Genomic DNA, 20,175 nt, shown 5'->3' on the forward strand with positions numbered 1-20,175 from the left:
TGAAATTTAATCATTTTTTTCTATTCTCTTAAATCTATCCAATTACAAATATAGGATGACCGAACGGATATTAACTCTAGGTAAGGTAAGGCCAAATATCATGAATAAAACGGCTAAAATCTTTAGCCGTTTTGTTATTTAAAAAAATAATATCTTCGCAACTGCGTTATACAAGCAATCGCCATTATAATTTAAATGTTTAAAAACAGGTATCTTTATTTATTGCTGCTTGCCACTACGGCCACTTTTGCCCAGATAGGGGGTAAGTATACGTACCAGTTTTTAAACCTTGTTACTTCGCCGCGACAGGCCGCGCTGGGGGGCAAGCTGGTTACCCTGTATGATTATGATGTAAACCAGGGTATCTTTAACCCCGCCACCATTAACCCTGAGATGGACAACCACCTTTCGGCAAACTACGGCAATTATTATGGGGAGGTTACTTATGGCACGGCTGCGTATGCCTACACCTACGACAGGCACGTGCAAACCTTTCACATGGGGGTAAATTATGTAAGCTATGGCGATTTTGAAGGCTATGACGAGCTGGGTAATAAAACCAACACTTTTACAGGCAGTGAAATAGCGGTTTCCTTTGGCTATGCGTATAACCTGCCGTACACCGATATCCATATAGGCGCAAATGCAAAATTCATTTCTTCATCGCTCGAAACATACAATTCGCTTGGTGTGGCACTTGATGTAGGTGCCATATATATTGATGAAGATAATGATATTAATATAGGCCTTGCCGTGCGTAATATGGGTACGCAGCTTACTACCTACGCAGGAGCTAACGAGCCTCTGCCACTTGAAGTTATAGCCGGTATAAGCCAGGAAGTTGAAAATGTACCCATCCGCTGGCACATCACACTCGAAAACCTGCAGCAATGGAACATTGCCTTTAGCAATCCTAACCGGGCAGAGCAGGATATAGAGGGCGGCACTACCGAGGAAAAGGTTTCATTCTTTAACAATGCGCTGCGCCACGTAATACTGGGTGCAGAGTTGTTTCCCGGTAAGGCGTTTAACATACGGGCAGGCTATAACTTTCGCCGTGGCGCAGAGTTAAGCCTTGTAGACAAGCGTACGTTTTCGGGCATATCGGCAGGCTTTTCGGTACGTTTTAATAAAATCCGGTTCGATTATTCTTACTCCCGCTATACACTGGCGGCAAGCACCAGCCTTTTCGGGCTCATGATTAATTTGCAGTGATATTTTCGCAACGTTCTTAGTGATATTAAAAGCCCCACGAAATATTACGTATCTCAAATATTTACTGCTGTAAAATTTTAAAAACCAAAAAATAGTAATAGTTTTACGTTCGTTAATAAAATGTTAAGACACACAGCATCTTATGGGCATAAAGAACCGTCTCGTTTTAATGAGTTTTTTACAGTTTTTTGTTTGGGGGGCATGGCTTACCACGCTGGGAACGTATGGGTTTGGTTTTAAACAATGGAGCGGCGCCGATTTTGGTATCGTATTTTCTACCTTAGGGATTGCTTCAATTTTTATGCCTACACTTATGGGTATCATAGCTGATAAGTGGGTTAATATAGAAAAACTATATGGTAGCCTGCACATATTGTATGGTGTTGTACTTTTTATACTGCCACAGATTGACAGTCCCGTACCGTTCTTTTGGGCACTCCTTTTAGGTATGTGTTTCTACATGCCTACGTTATCGCTTTCAAACTCTTTGTCTTATACGATATTAAAGGATAATGATTATGACGTTATCAAGGTTTTTCCGCCAATAAGGGTGTGGGGAACCGTGGGCTTTATTGTTGCCATGTGGATTACAAACATTTTTAGCGATGAACATTCACCGCTTGCATGGGGTAAAGAAGTAGGGGAGCAAATTGGGCTATTTACAGGAAAATCGTTAATGGCCAACCAGTTTTACTTTGCAGGTATTGTAGCCATCATTTTAGGGATTTATGCATTTACATTGCCTAAGTGCCCTCCTAAAAATGCGTCTAAAGATGCCGTTTCTTTTATTGAAATGCTTGGGCTTAATGCCTTTAAGTTATTTGCCAATTATAAAATGGCGCTGTTCTTTGTATTTTCAATGTTCCTTGGCGCGGCATTACAGTTAACCAATATGTATGGAGATACTTACCTGAAGGATTTTCAGAATATCCCCCAGTATGCCGACTCATTTGTAGTAGAATATTCTACAATGATTATCTCTATATCGCAAATATCTGAAACATTGTTTATACTTGCCATACCCTTTTTCCTACGGAAGTTTGGAGTAAAAAATGTCATACTGTTCAGTATGCTGGCATGGGTGCTGCGCTTCGGGCTTTTCTCTTTTGGTAACCCGGAAAACGGCTTGTGGATGATAATCATGTCAAATATCGTTTACGGTATGGCATTCGATTTCTTTAATATTTCCGGTTCGCTGTTTATAGAAACCACTACCGATTCTAAGATACGCTCAAGCGCGCAGGGCTTGTTTATGATGATGACAAACGGCTTTGGTGCCGTGCTGGGCAGCTGGATCAGCGGGTTGCTTATTGATAAATATTTTATGCACGATGGCATGAAAGACTGGCACAACATCTGGCTGTCGTTTGCTGCCTATTCATTGGTTATTGCTATAGCTTTTGCATTAATGTTCAGGCACAAGCACGACCCCAAAGCCGTAGAAGCTATCGCACATTAAATTCCTGTACCGCACGCAACCTTTTTATGTATCAGGCATCTGTTTAGTAAACCAAGCCTGCTATGAAAAATAAACTATTGCTTGCCTTTATTTTTATAATTGTTCCCGTACTGCTTGAAGGTTGCTGTGAAGATGTACACAAGTATCAGGTAGTACCCGGAAATCTGACCGCTACGGTATATAATGTTACAAATTTTGAAGCACAGGACACCCTTGCCTTTGACGATTTTTGTATCGCCATAGATTTTCCTGAGGCCGATGTAAACCTGCTTTCCCAAGTGGGCAGGTTGTCTTTTGGTGCATCTGCATACGCCACCTCATGCGCTGATATAAATGAGTTTACCCCCGGGCTGGATTCGGTAACTATTACCGCTAACAGGGACTATACCGAAGATTACCCGGCAGGTACTAACCTGTCGCATCTTTTCACGGCCTGGTATTATTCAGTGGAAATTGCAAACGGTCAAGTATCGGGCAATAGTTATACGTCCGTTTTAAGGCAGGCAGTAGAAAATGTGTTTATAGAGAAGGCTTATCCACCTTCAGCTAATCAGCTTTATCTTTATTACCAGGTCTTTAAGCCTACAGTGCCACCATCGGCATCTGGTGAGCCTGTTATTTTTACGGTTAGCATAGCGTTTAAAGACGGTACTGTAGCAAGTTCGCAAACCGTGCCTGTAACCTTTGCGTAGCAGCTAAGAGGCTAAGTTGCTCAGTACCTTATATAAGTATATCACTCTCCAAATCTGATATTTCAATACTGAAATTAAAGCCCAGCTGCTGCATAAGCTGTATTACCAGGTTTTTGTACCAGTTTTGCGATTTGGGGTGGATATATATTTTTTCGATAAGTTTATTGATGTCCACATCCGTTTTTACCCCTTCGTTTATGGTGAGGTTGTATTTTGTAAGGTCGGATATAATGCGCACTTCCCGTTCATACTGAAAACTTTTACGCTTAAAGAGGAACGGGAAAAAGTTATTGTCAAACGGGATGTATTCTTTTTTGTAGTCGATATATTCTACCTCGCCGATGTGCTGTTCATATTCAGTTTCCAGCGCGAGCGACTCCTGCAAACGCCCTATGGTGCTTTGAATGGCGAGGCCCTCCTGGTTTTTTGTAAATATCTGCCACATAGCGTAACTCTCATATTCGTTTATGTGCCAGCTGCTTATCACCACATTTTTACGGTGGCTTTTGTAGTTGTCGAGAAACTCCGGGTTGTTCTTGGCTATTTTTATAAGTTCCTCATAAGTGGGTTCGCTAAAGGTGCCTTCATACTGGTCTTCAAACTTATCTGAGCGCGACATAAACAGCTGGCGGCGCAGCAACAGGTCCAGAAATTTAGACAAGTCCAGGTACTTCCACACAATTGTGTCGGGGTCGGGCAGTTTTATGTCGTTATTACAAACGTACATTGTTGATATCAGGTGTTATATAGGTTGCCCAAAAAACGTTGGTGTACAAAGGCAAATTTATTACAAGTTAATAAACTTCCACTGTATTTTGATGAATTTAAAAATAAATTGTTGCTAAATTAAGGCAATCAGTTGGCTATAAATCCGCAGCATTTAAAATCCTTGGCCGAATGTTTAACATTTCGTTGGCGAGGCCCTATACTTCTTATTTCTAACTTTAATAAAATAAAGCAAACGATAAAAACTATCATCATGGAAAGACAAATGTATCATTATGCCACTGTTTCCAAGGCTCTTGAGGAACTGGCGCAGAAGGGATTCACTACCGATTTTAACCTGGAGGAAGACCGTATAAAACACCACACCGATGAATTTACTATAGAGCACATTTACCGCTATGAGGGCGAGAGCGACCCCGGTGACGAAGCTACCGTATACGGCATTGTATCTGATAAAGGTGAAAAAGGGGTTTTTGTAGCCGGCGCAGGGGCTTTTACCGAGAAAAGCGCGGCAAAGGCACTGCACCAGCTCACTATTCAAAGCAGGGAAGCCTAAGAATCTGCAATGAACCGCCTTCAAAAAAAACTGGAAAAAATAGGGCGTAACCCTGTTGATACCGCAAAAGCCGTAGGCCTGCGCTATGCGTTGCAATCTGATAAAGGTTACTACCGCAAGCGCCGTGCCAGCGGTTTTTTATATAAAGATGAAAATGGTATTACCATTAAGGATAAGGCTGTTATAGAGCGTATTAAAAAACTGGTAATACCTCCGGCGTGGGAAAACGTGTGGATATCACCCCATGAAAATGGCCACCTGCAGGTTACCGGTACCGATACCAAAGGGCGAAGGCAATACCGCTACCACCCGGACTGGAACAAAATACGCAACCAAAGCAAGTTCTTCAGGCTGAGGCGTTTTGCACAGTCATTGCCGGGTATACGCTTACAAATAGAGAAAGACCTTGCCCGTCATGGCCTGCCCTATGAAAAGGTGGTGGCGCTGGTGGTAAAGCTTATTGAGCTGACTAACATACGGATAGGTAATGATGCGTATAAAAAACTGTACGGTTCTTTCGGCCTTACCACGCTGCGCGACCGCCATGTAAAGTTCAGTGGCAGCGATGTATGGTTTGAGTTTGTAGGGAAAAAAGGCGTAAAGCATAAAATAAAGCTGCACAGCCCCCGGATGGCGCGCCTTGTAAAGAAATGCCAGGAGGTGCCGGGGCAGGAACTTTTTCAGTATTATGACCACGATGGCGGGCACCATACTATAGGCTCTGCAGATGTAAATAATTATATCAAAAGTATTACAGGTGAGGACTTTACGGCTAAGGATTTTAGGGCGTGGGCAGGCAGCCTCAATGCGTTGTGCGCCTTTCAGGAACTGGGGGAGTTTACAACCCCGGCCGAATTGAAAAAGAACATAGTACATGTATTTGACCATGTGGCCGAAACGCTGGGCAATACCCGCACCGTATGCAAAAAATATTACGTACATCCCACTGTTGTAGCGGCTTATGAAAAGGGTTCTATATGGAATTACACTAAAACTGTAACCGAAACCCACAATTCCGGCGAACTTAATCCGTCAGAGCAGGTGTTGCTCGACCTCCTAACCCTGGAGCAAATCGCGGAGGTAGTAGCGTAATTATTAGGGGTCAGAAATTTGGTTTTATCTCAAAAATTTTAATTTTCGAAAATTGCACAATCAGGACATCGTAAAAAGTTATCAACAAGATGGATACTTAACAAACATAATTCAAATCTTACACATTTTGCATAAAAGTGGAACATAAACGTTGAAATTAGAGTAAAACGTTGTCGCTGTAAATCAGTGTAATAGGAAAAGTATTCCACATTTGAATAAATTTTGTCGGCTATTTTTAATAGCCGTTTTTTTTCGGGTTTACTGAACGGAGCACTTCAGTACAGGTTATTGGTATTTTAGCTATGGCGGTGCCTGCCTTCCGCTCACCTTCAAATTTGTCCCGGTCAAGGGGAAAAGTTTTACAGCATTTAAAAATCATGGCTATTTTTACGGCTTCATATCATTACCCTAAGCCATGAAAAAATTTTTAGTGCTCCTTGCAATCATCACATCGCTTACCAACGCGTTTGCCCAGTATGCCGACCCTAATTTCACCATACCGGCCTCCGGTTATGGCAGTAACGGTAGCCATCCTGTTGCCGTAGAAACCTTTAATAATGTTAACTTTAACGGCCACACCATAAATATTTACCATCCGGCAGACGTTACCACACCGGTGCCAACTATTTTTTACAGCCATGCCTATGCAGGCAACGACCCGGAAAATATTATTGGTGTGCTTAACTTTATCGCTTCAAAAGGCTATGCCGTGGTTTTTGTGCCTTACCAAACCCTCGCTACGGTTACGGTGCCGGAGCGTTATGCCAACCTGATAGCCGGTTTCCGTAAAGCGGCCCAAAATTATCCCGAAATTATAGATACATCTAAGGCCGGTTTCCTGGGGCACTCCTTTGGTGGGGCGGCATCGTTTGGCATCAGCCACGAATTGTTTACTATAGACGGCTGGGGGCAGGAGGGGAGGTTTATTTATGCACTGGCGCAATGGTATGCCTATAACCTTACCAACGATGATCTGGCTGACTATCCTGATAATACAAAAGTATTGGTTGAGGTTTTTAACGAAGATACCACGAACGACTACCGCATGGCCATAGACGTGTTTAACCACCTGGGCGTGGCCGCCGCCGAAAAGGATTTTGTTGCGGTACCATCGTCTACTGTTAACGGCTATACCTATCAGGCAATACACAACATGCCCAATGTTTCCGCGGCGTTTGACGCGCTTGATTATTACGCCTACTACCGCCTGCTCGACGCGCTTATCGATTATTCCTTCAACGGAAATACAGCCGGTAAAAATGTAGCCTTAGGCCACGGCAGCACTGAGCAGGTAGAAATGCCGGGCGCTATGGCTAATTTGGTTTCCTACGCTAATCCGGCGCCCCAGTACCCGCAGGGCAATTATGAGTTTCCGTGTAATAATGAGGAGGAGAACCCCAGGATAGATTATTGTGAGGCAACAGCAGATAGGGCAGAAGCTGCTACAGATGATTTTGTATTGTACCCAAATCCGGTAAAGGATTATCTAAGTATAAGCGATGCTAACGGAACCGCGTTGAATATCAAGGTTTACAACAGTGTGGGGCAAGAGGTAGCAGCATATACTTCGTTGGCAAGTAAGATGGTAGTAGATGTAAGCTCGCTTAAGGCGGGATTTTACCTGGTTTCGGTAAACGGGATTACCGGCAAATTTATCAGGCAATAAAACAATGGTACAAAACAGATTACGCAGATGTGTATAAGTCATGCAAAAATCTGAAATCTGAAATAAAAAATCTGAAATAAAAAGAGGTATATTTGCCTTTCATGGAACAGTTCATCGTATCAGCCCGCAAGTACCGCCCCCAAACGTTTAAAGACGTTGTGGGCCAGCAGGCTATTACAAATACGCTGCTCAACGCCATAGAAAGCAACCACCTGGCACAGGCGCTGTTGTTTACCGGCCCGCGCGGTGTGGGCAAAACCACCTGCGCGCGCATACTGGCCCGCAAGATAAACCAGGAGGGCTATGACGACCCGTATGAAGATTTTGCCTTTAATGTGTTTGAGCTCGATGCCGCCAGTAACAACTCGGTTGATGATATCCGCAGCCTTATAGACCAGGTGCGCATACCGCCCCAAACCGGCAAGTATAAGGTATATATTATAGATGAGGTGCACATGCTCTCGCAGGCCGCCTTTAACGCGTTCCTTAAAACGCTGGAAGAACCGCCACGCCACGCTATATTTATACTGGCTACTACCGAGAAGCACAAGATTATCCCCACGATATTATCGCGGTGCCAGATATTCGATTTTAAGCGGATAACCGTTAAGGATGCTAAAGAGCACCTTGCCGAAGTGGCACGCAGCCAGGATATTACCTTTGAAGACGATGCCCTGCACATCATTGCCCAAAAGGCAGATGGCGCCATGCGCGATGCCCTATCGATATTTGACCGTGTAGTGAGCTACTGCGGTAAAAACCTTACGCGCCAGGCCGTTACTGAAAACCTAAACGTACTCGACTATGAGTATTACGTAAAGGTAACCGACCTGATACTGGAAAACCGCATACCGGAACTACTGCTTATTTATAACGAAATTTTAGCAAAAGGCTTTGACGGACACCACTTTGTTGCCGGGCTGGCCTCGCATTTCCGTGATTTGATGGTGTGCCAGAACCCCGCCACGCTGGTACTTTTAGAAGCCGGTGAAGCGGCACAGCAACTGTATAAAATACAGAGCCAAAAGGCAAGCCAGGCATTTTTGCTCCAGGGTATTGACATAGCAAATGAGTGCGACCTGCGCTACAAAACCAGCCAGAACCAGCGCCTGCTGGTAGAGCTTTGCCTCATGCAGCTAGCCTCCATCACCTTTGATGGAGAAAAAAAAAAGTTGACGGGTTTATAATCCCACCCCACTATTTTAAGGATACTGTTGTTCCTGAAACTGTTGCCATGGATGCAAAACCTGTACCTGCGGCAGAAGTTCCTGTTGCATCCCATGAAAGACCACATGGCATTACGCCATTACCCGCTGCACAGCTTGAGGTAGAGGCCCCCGAGGTGGTTAAGCCTGTAATAGTTAAAGTTAAGGATAGTGACGACGGCACGCCGAGGGTGAGCGCATTTTCGCTGGCAAGCATACGGCAGAAGCGCGAGTTGCAGGAAAACCATAAAGCGGTAATTCGCCAAAGCGAAGAGTTACCAAAACAGGCCTTTAGCGAAACCGATATGCGCCTGTTGTGGAACAAATTTGCCCAGCGCCTGAGCGACGGCGGGCAAAAAATAATGGCTACCTACATGCAGATTAATGACCCTGTGCTGGATGCCGACGGGTTTACCATACGCCTGGAACTACCTAATGCGGGCAGTAAGTTTGACTTTGACAGTAATAAGCACGAGCTTGTGGGCTACCTGCGCGGCAAGCTGCACAACCATGATGTGGTGGTAGAAGTGCATGTAAACGAAACTACATCATCACGCCATGCGTTTACCCCTGAAGAAAAGTATGAAAAACTTAAGGCCATTAACCCCGCGCTCGATATGCTCAGGAAAATGTTTGACCTGGATGTGTAGCATGCTAAATCAGCGAAAATGAGCTTACTTAACCTGTTTTATTAATCGAAGAATACATAACAGCGCATTACCACGATCGTGGTGATGAATGGGCATACGGGCATGAGCCTCATATTCAATATCTGCTTACTAATTTGACTAAGGCAGAAACGGTAACCTTTTGTGCTGCTATGTGGACGTGGCCGGACGATCATCTTTATGCTTTGGCAGACCCGGTTATTTTTTGTGATAATAAATATTTAGATAAGGATTTAATTTGCGCGACGATATTCGCGAGGCTTACCACCCTCAAGCAGTTAGAATATCTTGCGGAGAATCTTTCAGCTTCAATATTTTCAGCGAATATAATAGATTGGAAAACAGAACTGTTAGAAGATATAATTACAAATATTTATAAAGTAATATCTCTTAAAACTACCACAACATGGTGGGCTGGGCAATATTCAGAAATTGTGAACACGCTGCAAAAGGAGATAGACCGCCGAAGCAGCATTACAAACCAACAGCCGTAGGATATCAGGTCGAAAACGCTAATCGCTATAGAAGATATAAACACAAAAGGCAGCCAATTGGCTGCCTTTATTATATCTAAATCCAGATTACTTCAGTGTAAACTTCACCTTATTTTTTACATCAGCCGATGATGCGCCTATAATGGCTTCAAAATCGCCCGGCTCTGCAACCCAGGCATGTTTTTTGTCGTCAAAGTAGCTAAGTGCTTCTTTATCCACAGTAATAGAAACTGTTTTTTCTTCGCCTGCTTTCAGGTATACTTTTTCAAAGCCTTTCAGCTCTTTAACCGGCCTTGTCAACGACGATTTTAAATCGCTGATATACAACTGTACGATTTCCGCGCCATCACGTTTCCCCGTGTTTTTTACTTTTACTGAGAAGGTTACTTTATCATCAGCGTTTACTTTGCTTTTATCAACGCTCACTTTACCGTAGCTGAAGCTGGTGTAGCTGAGTCCGTGCCCAAAGGGGAACAACGGTTTAATGTTTTGCTTATCGGCATAGCGGTAGCCCACAAATATTCCCTCGGTGTAGTGTACCTCATCGCCCCCGGGAAATTCGCCTACAGCCTTGGCAGGGTTATCGGCCAGCGATACGGGAAACGTAAACGGCAGCTTACCCGATGGGTTAACGTCGCCCACCAGCACCCTTGCCAGCGCGTTACCGGTTTCGGTGCCTAAATACCACCCCTGTACAATGGCCGGTACCTGCTTAACCCACGGCATGGCTACGGCATTGCCCGAAATGTTTACAAAAACAAGGTTTTTATTGGCTTTCGCCAGTTCACTTACCACTTTGTCCTGGTTATAGGGCAGGGCATATTCTTTTCGGTCGTAGCCCTCATCATCCTGGTAGGGGCTTTTGTTAAGGCCACCCACAAATATCACTATATCAGCTGATTTGGCTAATTTTACCGCTTCCGCCAAAAGTTCTTCTGCCGGGCGTTTCTCGGTAAGGTCGGCGCCAAAAACCACGCCGTTATAATTGCTATTCGGATCGCCTACATAACCGCGTGCGTATACCACTTCGGCTTTGTTGCCTACAATATTCTTAATGCCGTCGAGCGGCGAAACCTCATAGTTCGCTTTAAGCGAAGAGCTTCCGCCGCCTACGGTCATGGCTTTTATGGCATTTTCGCCAATAACGGCTATCCTTTTGGTTTTGTTAAGGTCAATTGGCAGCAGGTTGTTGTTGTTTTGCAGCAGCACAATACCCTCTTCGGCAATTTTGCGCCCGGCAAGCGCGTGTTCGGGCGTGGCAAAAGAGCCATACGGCCTGTTCCTGTCCAGCGTGGTAAGGAAGCACAGGCGCAGCACACGGCGCACCTTATCATCAAGTTCTTTAGTGCCTACTTTGCCTGATTTTATTTTATCAAGATACGGCTTGGCAAGGTAATAGTTGTCATAAGCATTTGTATTACCTGTATTTAGTCCGTCTGTCCAGGTGCCAAACTCCAGGTCAAGCCCGTTAAATATAGGCTGCATACCGTCGTGCACGCCGCCCCAGTCAGACACTACCACGCCTTCAAAGCCCCATTCGCCTTTTAGTATATCGTTAAGCAGGTACTGGTTGTGGCAGTTTTGCTGGCCTTTATATTTGTTGTACGAACCCATTATAGACCATGCGCCGCCCTGCTGTACCGCGGCCTTAAAGGCAGGCAGGTAAATTTCATACAGTGCGCGGTCGTCTACCACTACATTTACGGTATTACGGTTGGTTTCCTGGTTGTTAAGCGCGAAGTGTTTTACACAGGCCGCCACCCCGTTAGACTGAACACCTTTAATGTAAGGTACTACCATCTGTCCGGCAAGGAACGGGTCTTCGCCCATGTACTCAAAGTTACGCCCGTTCAGCGGGCTGCGGTAAATGTTTACACCAGGGCCCAATAATATATTTTTATTACGGAAGCGCGCTTCTTCGCCTATCGACTTTCCATAAAGGGATGACATATCCTTATTCCACGTTGCGGCAAGGCAGGTAAGCGCCGGGAATGCGGTACAGCGGTCGTTTGTCCACCCGGCCTGGTCCCATTCGTCCCACTTTACTTCGGGGCGTATGCCATGGGGGCCGTCGGTAGTCCATACCTCAGGTATACCCAGGCGCGGTACACCGGGCGCGCTGAATTTTGACTGCGCGTGTATAAAAGCTATTTTTTCTTCGAGGGTCATGCGTTGCAGGGCATCTTCAACGCGCAGGTTAAGGGGTTTTGAATCGTCCAGGTAAACGGGTTTTTCCTGGGCGTTTACGGCGGCGGCGGCAAAGAAAATTGCGGCAACTGCGATACATTTTTTTAACATAGGTTTGCGTTTGTTTTTTTGAAGTTTAAAAGAAGGTTATATAAATTAATTTTTGGGCTACGCACAAAGTTAATAAACCCATTGTTGTGAAAAAATAATTACTAACCTAAAAGGCCATTATTGTTATTGATGTAATAAAAATATAGTAATAAAACCGCTACCTTTGCAAAAAATAAGGTTGATGAACAACAACGATGTATTTAAAAAGCTGCGTGTGGCACTGCAACTGCGCGACGACCAGATAGTGGAAATTATAGAGCTGGCCGACTTCAGGATATCTAAAGCGGAAGTAGGGGCATTTTTCCGTAATGCAGACCACCCCAATTATATGGAGTGCGGCGACCAGGTGTTGCGTTATTTCTTAAACGGCCTCATCATCCACCTGCGTGGTACTAAGGATGCACCTAAAGATCCGCAGGAAGTTATTGCCAAAAATAAAGAACAGGTGGCACAAAACACGGCACCAAAAGAAAGCGGCGCAAAACCGGCCCCAAGGCCAAGGCCAAAAGCGGCCGGTGGTAAAAAGCCCGCAGGTAAAAAACCTTCGGGTGGCGCAAAGGGTAAAAGCTTTTCAAAACCAAAGCAGGAGCCCATAGTGGAAAGGGTAAAATATAACAACGGGAAGAACAGTAAGGGGTAACATTCTTACTTAAACAGGAGATAAAAAATTAGAGGAAATATTAGTCACACTGAGCTTGTCGAAGTGCGGGTAATATTTCCTCTAATTTTTTACAAAATATCTTTACAATATACAGTTGACTTCGACAGGCTCATCCTGACTGTATATTGTAAAGATATTTCCCTATATTTATTTTTCTTAAACCGCAACCATGAGATTATTTTATGTTTACATTTTAAAATGTGCAGACGGGAGCTATTACACTGGTTTCACTAACGATATAGATGAGCGTCTCATGCAGCATAATTCAGGCCTGAACAGTTCTTCATACACGTATAAGCGCAGGCCGGTGGAAATAGTCTGGTTAGAAATGTTCACTGATCCAACTATAGCTATTTCAACAGAAAAACAAATTAAAGGTTGGAGCAGGCGTAAAAAAGAGGCGCTTATAAATGAGGATTGGGAAAAACTTATAGAATATTCTAAAAATTACACTCAGTACGGTAAAGATAAATAGGTTAATATGTAGCCACACTGAGCCTGTTGAGGTGGACTACGTATTAACCTATTTATCTCGTACTTCCTATGCCCACAGCAATAAAATAAAGGGAGCAATTGCCTCACTTCGACAGGCTCAGTGTGACTATTACTCCCTTTATTTTATATAAAAAAAACTCTATTTCTCTAATTTCAGTATACTGCTTATCTGCTCGGCAAGCTCAGTACCTATGCGGTCCTGTGCCTCCAGCGTAGCCGCCCCTATGTGCGGGGTAAGCGATACGTTAGGGTGCATCAGTACCTGTACCGCCGGGGTAGGCTCATCTTCAAAAACGTCAAGGCCGGCAAAGGCTACTTTTTTACTGTCGAGCGCTGCGATAAGGGCAACTTCATCAATCACACCGCCGCGAGACGCGTTTACAATACCCACACCGTCTTTCATCAGTTCAAACTCGGGCTTGCCAATCACATAACCGCCATCCTGCGCGGGAACGTGCAGCGTAATAAAATCGGCATGCTTAAACAGGTCTTCCAGCGGCTCGGTAACGATGTCTACATTAATAAACTGCCCGTTGTAAAAATCTACACGGATGGCTGCCTCGCCTACAAATTTATCCGAAGCGATAACCTTCATGCCCAAGCCTAACGCCACACGTGCTACCGACCTCCCTATACGGCCAAAGCCGATAATGCCCAGGGTTTTACCGCGAAGCTCAATACCGTTGGCATACGCCTTTTTAAGGCCCTCAAAGTTGGTATCGCCTTCCAGGGGCATAAGGCGGTTACTGTCGTGCAAAAAGCGCACGCCGCTAAACAGGTGGGCAAACACAAGCTCCGCTACAGAATCAGACGACGATGCCGGAGTGTTTATCACGTGGATGCCTTTTTCGCGGGCGTATTCCACGTCAATATTGTCCATACCTACGCCGCCACGGCCTATTATCTTAAGCCCCGGGCAGGCATCTATAATGTCCTTACGCACTTTTGTAGCGCTGCGCACCAGCAGTACGGCAACATCATTGGTATTTATATAATTGGCAACCTGCTCCTGGGCCACCTTTGTAGTTATCACTTCAAAACCGGCATCTTCCAGGGCTATAACGCCGCTTTTTGAGATACCATCGTTTGCTAATACTTTCATTCTTTAAATTTTAGGGCCTCTCCCCAGCCCTCTCCAAAGGAGAGGGAGCAGCTTCACTCGAAGCCTGAAGATCGTGAATTTATTTCGATTAATTATATTCTTTAAATCTGCTACGCGTGCTCGTAATCATACCCTGCTTAAAATTCCCCCTTTGGGGGTTAGGGGGCTACACTCTTCTCCAGCTCCTGCATTACATCTACAAGTACCTGTACGCTTTCTATCGGCATGGCGTTGTATATCGATGCCCTGTAGCCGCCTACCGATCTGTGTCCCGGCAGCCCGCTGATGCCAGCTGCTTTCCACATTTTGTCGAACTGTTCAGTATGGGCTTCGTCTTTAAGCAGGAAGCAAACATTCATTTTAGAGCGGTCTTCGGCTTTGGCCGTACCCAAAAATAATGGGTTACGGTCTATTTCGTTATACAGCAGTGTTGCCTTTTCGTTATTTTTAGCTTCGATAGCCTTAACGCCACCCTGGTTTTTAAGCCATTGCAGTGTAAGGTACACAGCATATACGGGGAATACAGCAGGGGTATTGTACATGCTTTCTTTATCGATATGCTGCTGGTAATCAAGCAATGAAGGGATGTTACGCCCGGTTTTACCTAAAAGTTCTTCCTTAATTACGATAAGGGCTGTACCCGCAGGGCCCATGTTCTTCTGTGCGCCGGCGTAGATGATGCCGAACTTGCTAAAATCAAGTTCACGTGAAAAAATGTCTGAACTCATGTCGCAAACCAATGGCACATCCGTTTCAGGGAATTCATGCATTTGCGTACCAAAAATGGTGTTGTTGCTGGTGCAGTGAAAATAATCTGCATCGGCAGGTATGGTATATCCTTTAGGGATGTAGTTGTAATTTTGGTCTTTAGAGGAAGCCACAACCTCGGTAGTGCCAAACTTCTTAGCTTCTTTAATGGCTGCCGAAGCCCAGGTACCGGTATCAAGGTAGGCTGCTTTACCACCTTCTGTAAGCAGGTTATACGGCACGCGGATAAACTCCAGCGATGCGCCGCCGGAAAGAAATATAGCCTGGTAGCCTTTGCCGGTAAGGCCAAGAAGGTCTAATGCCAGGGCACGGGCCTCGTCCATCACGGCAACAAAGTCTTTACTGCGGTGCGAAATTTCGAGTATGGAAAGCCCTGAACCGTTAAAATCTAAAATTGCCTGTGCCGATTTTTCAAATACTTCCTGTGGCAGGATAGATGGCCCTGCGCTAAAGTTGTGTTTTTTCATGGTGTTGACTTATAAAGTGCCACAAATTTCTTAATTATGAAAGGAAATAGCACTAAATTTTTTATAAATAATTCAGCTATATTTTTGACAAAAACGAAATAGTGTCTACATTATCGGCATAATCTAACAGGCCCGGTTTTTGGGTGTGCCCAAAAGGGATACTGTTTTTAATACCGGAATTTCCTACAATGCACTGAATCTGTTCGTGTTCTGCATCAAGCCTTGCTTCAATATCACCAATACTCTTGTAATATTCGTAGAAAACGCTCGAAATAGGGGAGGCGTAGCTGGTATCTTCCTTAATGGTTAGGAACTCGTTGTCTAAAAGCTTAAAGTTGCTCATCAGGAAAACGGCTTTATTGTAGTCGTAATTGTTGGCATACTTTTCATAATGGATGATATCGCCGTAGGTAAATATGGCCTCAAAGAATTTGGTAAAATCATAACCCTCCGGCACAAAAAGCTTTGATACGTTGCGGCAGCCCAACCCAAAGTAGCGAAAGATATCTTCCCCCAGCGCTACCAGTTCCTCATGCGATTCATCCCCTGTAAGCACAGCTACCGAGTTGCGGTTCTTGCGGATAATGTTTGGCACGCCCTTAAAATAATATTCAAAATAGCGGGCGGTGTTGTTGCTGCCGGTTGCAATAACGGCATCAAAGCCTTCAAGCTTGCCTTCGGTAAAGGTTATCCTTTCGGCAAATTTTGGTTCAACCGCAATAAGGTACTTCGCCAGGAACGGCAGCAAATATTTATCGTTAGACGACAGTTTAACTAATGCATTATGCCCTGATACCAGCACCGACAAAAAATCATGGAAGCCTACCAGCGGTATGTTGCCGGCCAGTATGAGTGCCACGGTTCTGGGTTGGATAGTGTCAAGCTTGTATTGTGCCAGCCAGTTATCAAGGTTTTCTTCGGTAAGCGCTTCGGCCCATTGTTCGATAGAAAAATATACCTGTTCCGGGGTAAACCATCCGTTGTGCGACTGGGATAATTGTATGAGTTCGAGTAAATCGGCATAAAAAGGTTCGTTAAACGGCACGGCCTCATTTGGTTGGCTGCCGCTTAAATGGAACTGGCTAAGGAATTTACCCAGCTGTACAAACGCTTTTTTTGTTTCTGTTAACGTCATTAGGCTTGTTTATGAATGGATTTGGACGTAATTTTGCTGCAAATTTACGTATTAATATAGAGATACCACCATGGCAATTATAATAACAGACGAATGCATAAACTGTGGGGCTTGCGAACCGGAGTGCCCTAACACCGCTATATATGAGGGCGCCGACGACTGGCGCTATAAAGACGGAACCAAACTACGCGGCAAAATAGTACTCCCAAGTGGCGAGGAAGTAGATGCCGACGCGCCTTTTACCCCCATAAGCGACGATATTTACTACATAGTACCCGGCAAATGTACCGAGTGTAAGGGCTTTCATGATGAGCCGCAGTGCGCCGCCGTATGCCCGGTAGACTGCTGTGTGCCGGACGATAACCACGTAGAGAGCGAAGAGACGTTGCTTAACAGGCAAGCGTTTTTACACGGCGATGAGTAATTGAAGATTTCAGATTTTAGATTTCAGATTGTTCGTCTAAATATTTGTATTATTAGATTTTTGGATTGTTCGACAATCTCGGAGATTTAAAAACAAAAAATCCTGAAGCATACACCTCAGGATTTTTCTATTCATAGCAACTGAATATAAACTTTATTTTTGCTCTGCGGGTACAACTACCTTACTGTAGGTTTCTTTTGTAAAACCGTCGGTAGCATCATCATAGGTTTCTACTACAAAATTTCCGTTCCCGTCAAAATAACCCACAGATGTGCCGGTTTTGGTACGGAAAATATATTGCCCGTTTGACGTCCTCCGTACCAGGCCATACTCCTTAACTGATGGCGATGATATACGGTACCCATCATGATCGGTTACAAAAACATAACGTTCACCATTAAGTTCGTAATAGGTGGGAATGCCATCGCCTTTAATAGTGGTGCTCTGGCTTACCTGTACGGGTGTCTGCTTCACTTCTTTATTCAGCTTTTGGCTGTCGGCATCTTTAAGCTCTATGTTTTGTTTGGCCTCGGTGGTTTCGGTCTTGGTAATTTTTTTAGGTTTACCGGTGCCGTTATTTACCGTTACGGTTGTAGTGGTGCTTTCCTTAGTTACGTTTTGGTTAACCTGGGCCGTGGCGCTAAACCCTGCCGCAAGTAATATGGCTACTGCTAAAGTTTTCATAATATCTGTTTTTATAAGTTATTGATACAAAGGTACTTTTGATATGTTAAAGGGAGTGGTAAGGAAAGTATAAAGTGTTCATAAAAGAGCGGCTAAGCTTATAAGCTACTAAGCCGCTTAGCAGCAACGGCTAAGAAGCTTAGAAACTTAGTTGCTCAGCAGCTTTAAAAAACCTATCTTTGCACCCTGAAAAAACAACCCTAAAAATGAAAGCAGGTATTGTAGGATTGCCAAACGTGGGCAAATCAACCCTTTTTAATTGTTTGTCTAATGCTAAGGCGCAGAGTGCCAACTTCCCGTTTTGTACCATAGAGCCTAATGTGGGCGTGGTAAACGTGCCCGACCCAAGGCTTGCAAAGCTGGAGGAGCTTGTAAACCCGGAACGCGTACAGCCTGCCACGGTAGATATTGTAGATATTGCCGGCCTTGTAAAAGGCGCCAGCAAGGGCGAGGGCCTGGGCAACCAGTTTTTGGGCAACATCCGCGAGTGTAATGCCATAATACACGTACTGCGTTGTTTTGATAACGATAATATCATACACGTAGACGGCAACGTAAACCCCATACGCGATAAAGAAACCATAGATATAGAGCTACAGCTTAAAGACCTTGAAACGGTAGAAAAACGCCTTGAAAAAGCGAAGAAAGCCGCTAAAGTAGGCAGCAAAGAGGCCCAGGCCGAAGTTGCCCTGCTGGACAGGATACGCGAGGCCCTGCTTCAGGCAAAAAGTGCGCGCACGGTACAGCCTGCCAATGATGATGAGGCTAAACTTATAGAGGAGTTCCAGCTGATTACTACCAAGCCGGTGCTTTACGTGTGTAACGTAGACGAAACCGCTGCCGCTACCGGTAACGCTTATGTAGAGCAGGTGCGCGAACTGGTTAAGGACGAAAACGCCGAAGTAATGTTCCTCGCAGTAGGTACCGAAGCCGATATCACCGAGCTTGAAACGTATGAAGAGCGCCAGATGTTTTTGGAAGACCTTGGCCTTACCGAGCCGGGTGCCAGCGCACTAATACGTTCGGCATACAAGCTGCTTAACCTGCAAACTTACTTTACCGCCGGTGTTAAAGAGGTTCGCGCCTGGACCATACAGGTGGGCGATACCGCGCCACAGGCTGCCGGTGTTATCCACTCTGATTTTGAGAAAGGGTTTATCCGCGCTGAGGTTATTGCCTATAACGACTATGTTACCTACGGCACCGAAGCCAAGGTTAAAGAAGCCGGTAAGCTAAAGGTAGAAGGTAAAGAATATATTGTTAAGGATGGTGATGTAATGCACTTCCGATTTAATGTGTAAATAATTACGAATTTCAAATTACGAATTACGATATAGAACCCGCCAATTGGTGGGTTTTTTATTTGTGCATAACTTCTTACTGTTGTGGATAACTCTGTGTTGTAAGTATTTCATTTTAAGGTAAATTTACTGTAACCCTAAAATATTTTAAAATGGAGGAATTTATTAAGCAAGTTAATACTGCACTAGAAAAGTACAGACATCGCGTACCTAAGAGCGGTGGGGGCAGCGTGGCAGGATTGCTAAAACAATTAAGTGCTATTCAGCCAATATTGGCAGAAGTAGATAGATAACTACAAATTTTGGCTACTGATTACACCCAAAAAAATAATCTATCTGAAATTGAAATTTAAGAGGTACGTAAAATCGCGGGAGACATGCTAATTGATTTTATGAATAGTTTTGGCGTACCAGGCATAAACGCACATTGGAAATAGCTGCTAAAAATCAAAAGTATGGCTCAAATAAATGCACAATCCCCAGTCGATTTTCCAGAATCCAAGGAGGTCGCAATCATAAACTTTATCGATAAGCTAATGATTCTTTTTCCAAACTATCAAGATTTTATGGTAGATACATTTATAAATCAGCTTGAGGACAAAAGGGCGAAAAGGATTGACTTTGAAATAGAGGCTGTACTTAAGCAAATGAACTATATCACAAATATTAGGTCAAGTTCGAGAGTCTCAATGACAGATTTAGGCCGAACAGTTAAACAAGCAGGAGGTCATTTCAACTTTCTCAAAGCAATAGAGCAAGAGCAAGAATGGATTAAAAAGCGGGAAAAATTAGAAATAGATAATTTAGAGACTACAATAAGCCAAAACAGACATCTCTACAACACACGATGGCATACTTACATTTTAAGTGTCATTGCAATTGTGATTTCTATAATTGCGTTATTTAAAGATTGTAATCTTGTCCCACAACCTAACGCATCTAAAACTGTGGAGACAGTTGATAAATCTGAACATGACTAAAATAATTTTCAAATGAAACAGAAACTAATAAAACTGCTAATAGAGTTGTCAAATACAACTGATAAGTCCGCTCTCTTAAATACCAAG

At 44.2% G+C, this 20,175-nt stretch carries 21 protein-coding genes; 15 read left to right on the forward strand and 6 right to left on the reverse strand.

Translation table 11 applies throughout. From position 1 onward, the window contains the following. Window positions 1–195 precede the first annotated feature (195 nt). From porQ to ACLI09_RS04525, 3 genes are all read left to right on the forward strand, one after another. Window positions 196–1,215, forward strand: a complete 1,020-nt coding sequence (porQ, locus tag ACLI09_RS04515; RefSeq protein ID WP_411418400.1) for a type IX secretion system protein PorQ — start codon at window positions 196–198, stop codon at window positions 1,213–1,215. A gap of 142 nt (window positions 1,216–1,357) precedes the next feature. Continuing rightward, on the forward strand, window positions 1,358–2,674 hold the full coding sequence (locus ACLI09_RS04520; RefSeq protein WP_411418401.1) for a nucleoside permease: 1,317 nt from the start codon (window positions 1,358–1,360) through the stop codon (window positions 2,672–2,674). A gap of 62 nt (window positions 2,675–2,736) precedes the next feature. Next, entirely contained in the window at window positions 2,737–3,366 is a 630-nt protein-coding gene (locus tag ACLI09_RS04525; RefSeq protein WP_411418402.1) for a hypothetical protein, read from the forward strand. 28 nt (window positions 3,367–3,394) lie between these two features. Here the strand turns inward: ACLI09_RS04525 and ACLI09_RS04530 are convergent, their stop codons facing one another. Further along, window positions 3,395–4,093, reverse strand: coding sequence for a hypothetical protein (locus ACLI09_RS04530; protein WP_411418403.1), 699 nt, complete (start codon window positions 4,091–4,093; stop codon window positions 3,395–3,397). Window positions 4,094–4,345: 252 nt separating this feature from the next. On the opposite strand from ACLI09_RS04530, the gene ACLI09_RS04535 reads away from it, so the two are divergent. The 6 genes from ACLI09_RS04535 (at window position 4,346) to ACLI09_RS04560 (ending at window position 9,773) form a co-directional block, all read left to right on the forward strand. Beyond that, window positions 4,346–4,648, forward strand: coding sequence for a hypothetical protein (locus ACLI09_RS04535; RefSeq protein WP_411418404.1), 303 nt, complete (start codon window positions 4,346–4,348; stop codon window positions 4,646–4,648). Window positions 4,649–4,657: 9 nt separating this feature from the next. After that, complete coding sequence (locus tag ACLI09_RS04540) at window positions 4,658–5,740, forward strand: DNA topoisomerase IB (RefSeq protein WP_411418405.1); 1,083 nt, start codon at window positions 4,658–4,660, stop codon at window positions 5,738–5,740. Between the two features lie 415 nt (window positions 5,741–6,155). After that, on the forward strand, window positions 6,156–7,406 hold the full coding sequence (locus ACLI09_RS04545) for a T9SS type A sorting domain-containing protein (protein WP_411418406.1): 1,251 nt from the start codon (window positions 6,156–6,158) through the stop codon (window positions 7,404–7,406). Window positions 7,407–7,507: 101 nt separating this feature from the next. Continuing rightward, on the forward strand, window positions 7,508–8,593 hold the full coding sequence (gene dnaX / locus ACLI09_RS04550; RefSeq protein WP_411418407.1) for a DNA polymerase III subunit gamma/tau: 1,086 nt from the start codon (window positions 7,508–7,510) through the stop codon (window positions 8,591–8,593). Between the two features lie 47 nt (window positions 8,594–8,640). Further along, window positions 8,641–9,261 (forward strand): DNA polymerase III subunit gamma/tau, encoded by a 621-nt coding sequence (locus tag ACLI09_RS04555; RefSeq protein ID WP_411418408.1) that lies wholly within the window; start codon window positions 8,641–8,643, stop codon window positions 9,259–9,261. Between the two features lie 134 nt (window positions 9,262–9,395). Then, on the forward strand, window positions 9,396–9,773 hold the full coding sequence (locus ACLI09_RS04560) for a hypothetical protein (protein WP_411418409.1): 378 nt from the start codon (window positions 9,396–9,398) through the stop codon (window positions 9,771–9,773). A gap of 87 nt (window positions 9,774–9,860) precedes the next feature. On the opposite strand, the gene ACLI09_RS04565 is transcribed toward ACLI09_RS04560, so the two are convergent. After that, the gene (locus ACLI09_RS04565; RefSeq protein ID WP_411418410.1) at window positions 9,861–12,071 is read right to left on the reverse strand and encodes a glycoside hydrolase family 3 C-terminal domain-containing protein; all 2,211 of its coding nucleotides are present in this window, start codon (window positions 12,069–12,071) and stop codon (window positions 9,861–9,863) included. 181 nt (window positions 12,072–12,252) lie between these two features. Between ACLI09_RS04565 and ACLI09_RS04570 the strand changes: the two genes are divergently transcribed. Both ACLI09_RS04570 and ACLI09_RS04575 read left to right on the forward strand, forming a co-directional pair. Then, window positions 12,253–12,711 (forward strand): DUF1456 family protein, encoded by a 459-nt coding sequence (locus tag ACLI09_RS04570; protein ID WP_411418411.1) that lies wholly within the window; start codon window positions 12,253–12,255, stop codon window positions 12,709–12,711. Between the two features lie 190 nt (window positions 12,712–12,901). Then, window positions 12,902–13,207: a GIY-YIG nuclease family protein gene (locus tag ACLI09_RS04575; RefSeq protein ID WP_411418412.1), complete on the forward strand. Its 306-nt coding sequence runs from the start codon at window positions 12,902–12,904 to the stop codon at window positions 13,205–13,207. Window positions 13,208–13,366: 159 nt separating this feature from the next. Here the strand turns inward: ACLI09_RS04575 and ACLI09_RS04580 are convergent, their stop codons facing one another. The 3 genes from ACLI09_RS04580 to ACLI09_RS04590 form a co-directional block, all read right to left on the reverse strand. Further along, window positions 13,367–14,329, reverse strand: coding sequence for a D-2-hydroxyacid dehydrogenase (locus ACLI09_RS04580; RefSeq protein ID WP_411418413.1), 963 nt, complete (start codon window positions 14,327–14,329; stop codon window positions 13,367–13,369). A 158-nt stretch (window positions 14,330–14,487) separates the two neighbouring features. After that, window positions 14,488–15,564, reverse strand: a complete 1,077-nt coding sequence (gene serC / locus ACLI09_RS04585; protein ID WP_411418414.1) for a 3-phosphoserine/phosphohydroxythreonine transaminase — start codon at window positions 15,562–15,564, stop codon at window positions 14,488–14,490. Between the two features lie 76 nt (window positions 15,565–15,640). Next, window positions 15,641–16,699: an acyl-CoA reductase gene (locus tag ACLI09_RS04590; protein WP_411418415.1), complete on the reverse strand. Its 1,059-nt coding sequence runs from the start codon at window positions 16,697–16,699 to the stop codon at window positions 15,641–15,643. A 70-nt stretch (window positions 16,700–16,769) separates the two neighbouring features. Between ACLI09_RS04590 and ACLI09_RS04595 the strand changes: the two genes are divergently transcribed. Beyond that, complete coding sequence (locus ACLI09_RS04595; RefSeq protein WP_411418416.1) at window positions 16,770–17,123, forward strand: 4Fe-4S dicluster domain-containing protein; 354 nt, start codon at window positions 16,770–16,772, stop codon at window positions 17,121–17,123. Window positions 17,124–17,276: 153 nt separating this feature from the next. On the opposite strand, the gene ACLI09_RS04600 is transcribed toward ACLI09_RS04595, so the two are convergent. Further along, window positions 17,277–17,807, reverse strand: coding sequence for a hypothetical protein (locus tag ACLI09_RS04600; protein ID WP_411418417.1), 531 nt, complete (start codon window positions 17,805–17,807; stop codon window positions 17,277–17,279). A 206-nt stretch (window positions 17,808–18,013) separates the two neighbouring features. Between ACLI09_RS04600 and ychF the strand changes: the two genes are divergently transcribed. The 3 genes from ychF (at window position 18,014) to ACLI09_RS04615 (ending at window position 20,088) form a co-directional block, all read left to right on the forward strand. Beyond that, window positions 18,014–19,108, forward strand: a complete 1,095-nt coding sequence (ychF, locus tag ACLI09_RS04605) for a redox-regulated ATPase YchF (protein WP_411418418.1) — start codon at window positions 18,014–18,016, stop codon at window positions 19,106–19,108. Between the two features lie 152 nt (window positions 19,109–19,260). Next, complete coding sequence (locus tag ACLI09_RS04610; RefSeq protein ID WP_411418419.1) at window positions 19,261–19,401, forward strand: hypothetical protein; 141 nt, start codon at window positions 19,261–19,263, stop codon at window positions 19,399–19,401. 162 nt (window positions 19,402–19,563) lie between these two features. After that, a complete protein-coding gene (locus ACLI09_RS04615; RefSeq protein ID WP_411418420.1) occupies window positions 19,564–20,088 on the forward strand; it encodes a hypothetical protein in 525 nt (174 codons plus the stop codon). Window positions 20,089–20,175: the final 87 nt, after the last annotated feature.

The sequence above is a fragment of the Flavobacterium sp. RHBU_24 genome, assembly GCF_046613695.1.
Lineage (GTDB): Bacteria > Bacteroidota > Bacteroidia > Flavobacteriales > Flavobacteriaceae > Flavobacterium.

Excerpts from the sequence above, each read along its gene's own strand:
- ACLI09_RS04570 (WP_411418411.1), top strand. The coding sequence starts at position 12,253 with ATGAACAACAACGATGTATTTAAAAAGCTGCGTGTGGCACTGCAACTG.
- ACLI09_RS04540 (WP_411418405.1), top strand. The coding sequence starts at position 4,658 with ATGAACCGCCTTCAAAAAAAACTGGAAAAAATAGGGCGTAACCCTGTT.
- ACLI09_RS04575 (WP_411418412.1), top strand. The coding sequence starts at position 12,902 with ATGAGATTATTTTATGTTTACATTTTAAAATGTGCAGACGGGAGCTAT.
- ACLI09_RS04600 (WP_411418417.1), bottom strand. The coding sequence starts at position 17,807 with ATGAAAACTTTAGCAGTAGCCATATTACTTGCGGCAGGGTTTAGCGCC.
- ACLI09_RS04525 (WP_411418402.1), top strand. The coding sequence starts at position 2,737 with ATGAAAAATAAACTATTGCTTGCCTTTATTTTTATAATTGTTCCCGTA.
- ACLI09_RS04565 (WP_411418410.1), bottom strand. The coding sequence starts at position 12,071 with ATGTTAAAAAAATGTATCGCAGTTGCCGCAATTTTCTTTGCCGCCGCC.
- dnaX (WP_411418407.1), top strand. The coding sequence starts at position 7,508 with ATGGAACAGTTCATCGTATCAGCCCGCAAGTACCGCCCCCAAACGTTT.
- ACLI09_RS04535 (WP_411418404.1), top strand. The coding sequence starts at position 4,346 with ATGGAAAGACAAATGTATCATTATGCCACTGTTTCCAAGGCTCTTGAG.
- ACLI09_RS04615 (WP_411418420.1), top strand. The coding sequence starts at position 19,564 with ATGGCTCAAATAAATGCACAATCCCCAGTCGATTTTCCAGAATCCAAG.
- serC (WP_411418414.1), bottom strand. The coding sequence starts at position 15,564 with ATGAAAAAACACAACTTTAGCGCAGGGCCATCTATCCTGCCACAGGAA.
- porQ (WP_411418400.1), top strand. The coding sequence starts at position 196 with ATGTTTAAAAACAGGTATCTTTATTTATTGCTGCTTGCCACTACGGCC.
- ACLI09_RS04610 (WP_411418419.1), top strand. The coding sequence starts at position 19,261 with ATGGAGGAATTTATTAAGCAAGTTAATACTGCACTAGAAAAGTACAGA.
- ACLI09_RS04555 (WP_411418408.1), top strand. The coding sequence starts at position 8,641 with ATGGATGCAAAACCTGTACCTGCGGCAGAAGTTCCTGTTGCATCCCAT.
- ACLI09_RS04520 (WP_411418401.1), top strand. The coding sequence starts at position 1,358 with ATGGGCATAAAGAACCGTCTCGTTTTAATGAGTTTTTTACAGTTTTTT.
- ACLI09_RS04595 (WP_411418416.1), top strand. The coding sequence starts at position 16,770 with ATGGCAATTATAATAACAGACGAATGCATAAACTGTGGGGCTTGCGAA.
- ACLI09_RS04530 (WP_411418403.1), bottom strand. The coding sequence starts at position 4,093 with ATGTACGTTTGTAATAACGACATAAAACTGCCCGACCCCGACACAATT.
- ACLI09_RS04590 (WP_411418415.1), bottom strand. The coding sequence starts at position 16,699 with ATGACGTTAACAGAAACAAAAAAAGCGTTTGTACAGCTGGGTAAATTC.
- ACLI09_RS04545 (WP_411418406.1), top strand. The coding sequence starts at position 6,156 with ATGAAAAAATTTTTAGTGCTCCTTGCAATCATCACATCGCTTACCAAC.
- ychF (WP_411418418.1), top strand. The coding sequence starts at position 18,014 with ATGAAAGCAGGTATTGTAGGATTGCCAAACGTGGGCAAATCAACCCTT.
- ACLI09_RS04580 (WP_411418413.1), bottom strand. The coding sequence starts at position 14,329 with ATGAAAGTATTAGCAAACGATGGTATCTCAAAAAGCGGCGTTATAGCC.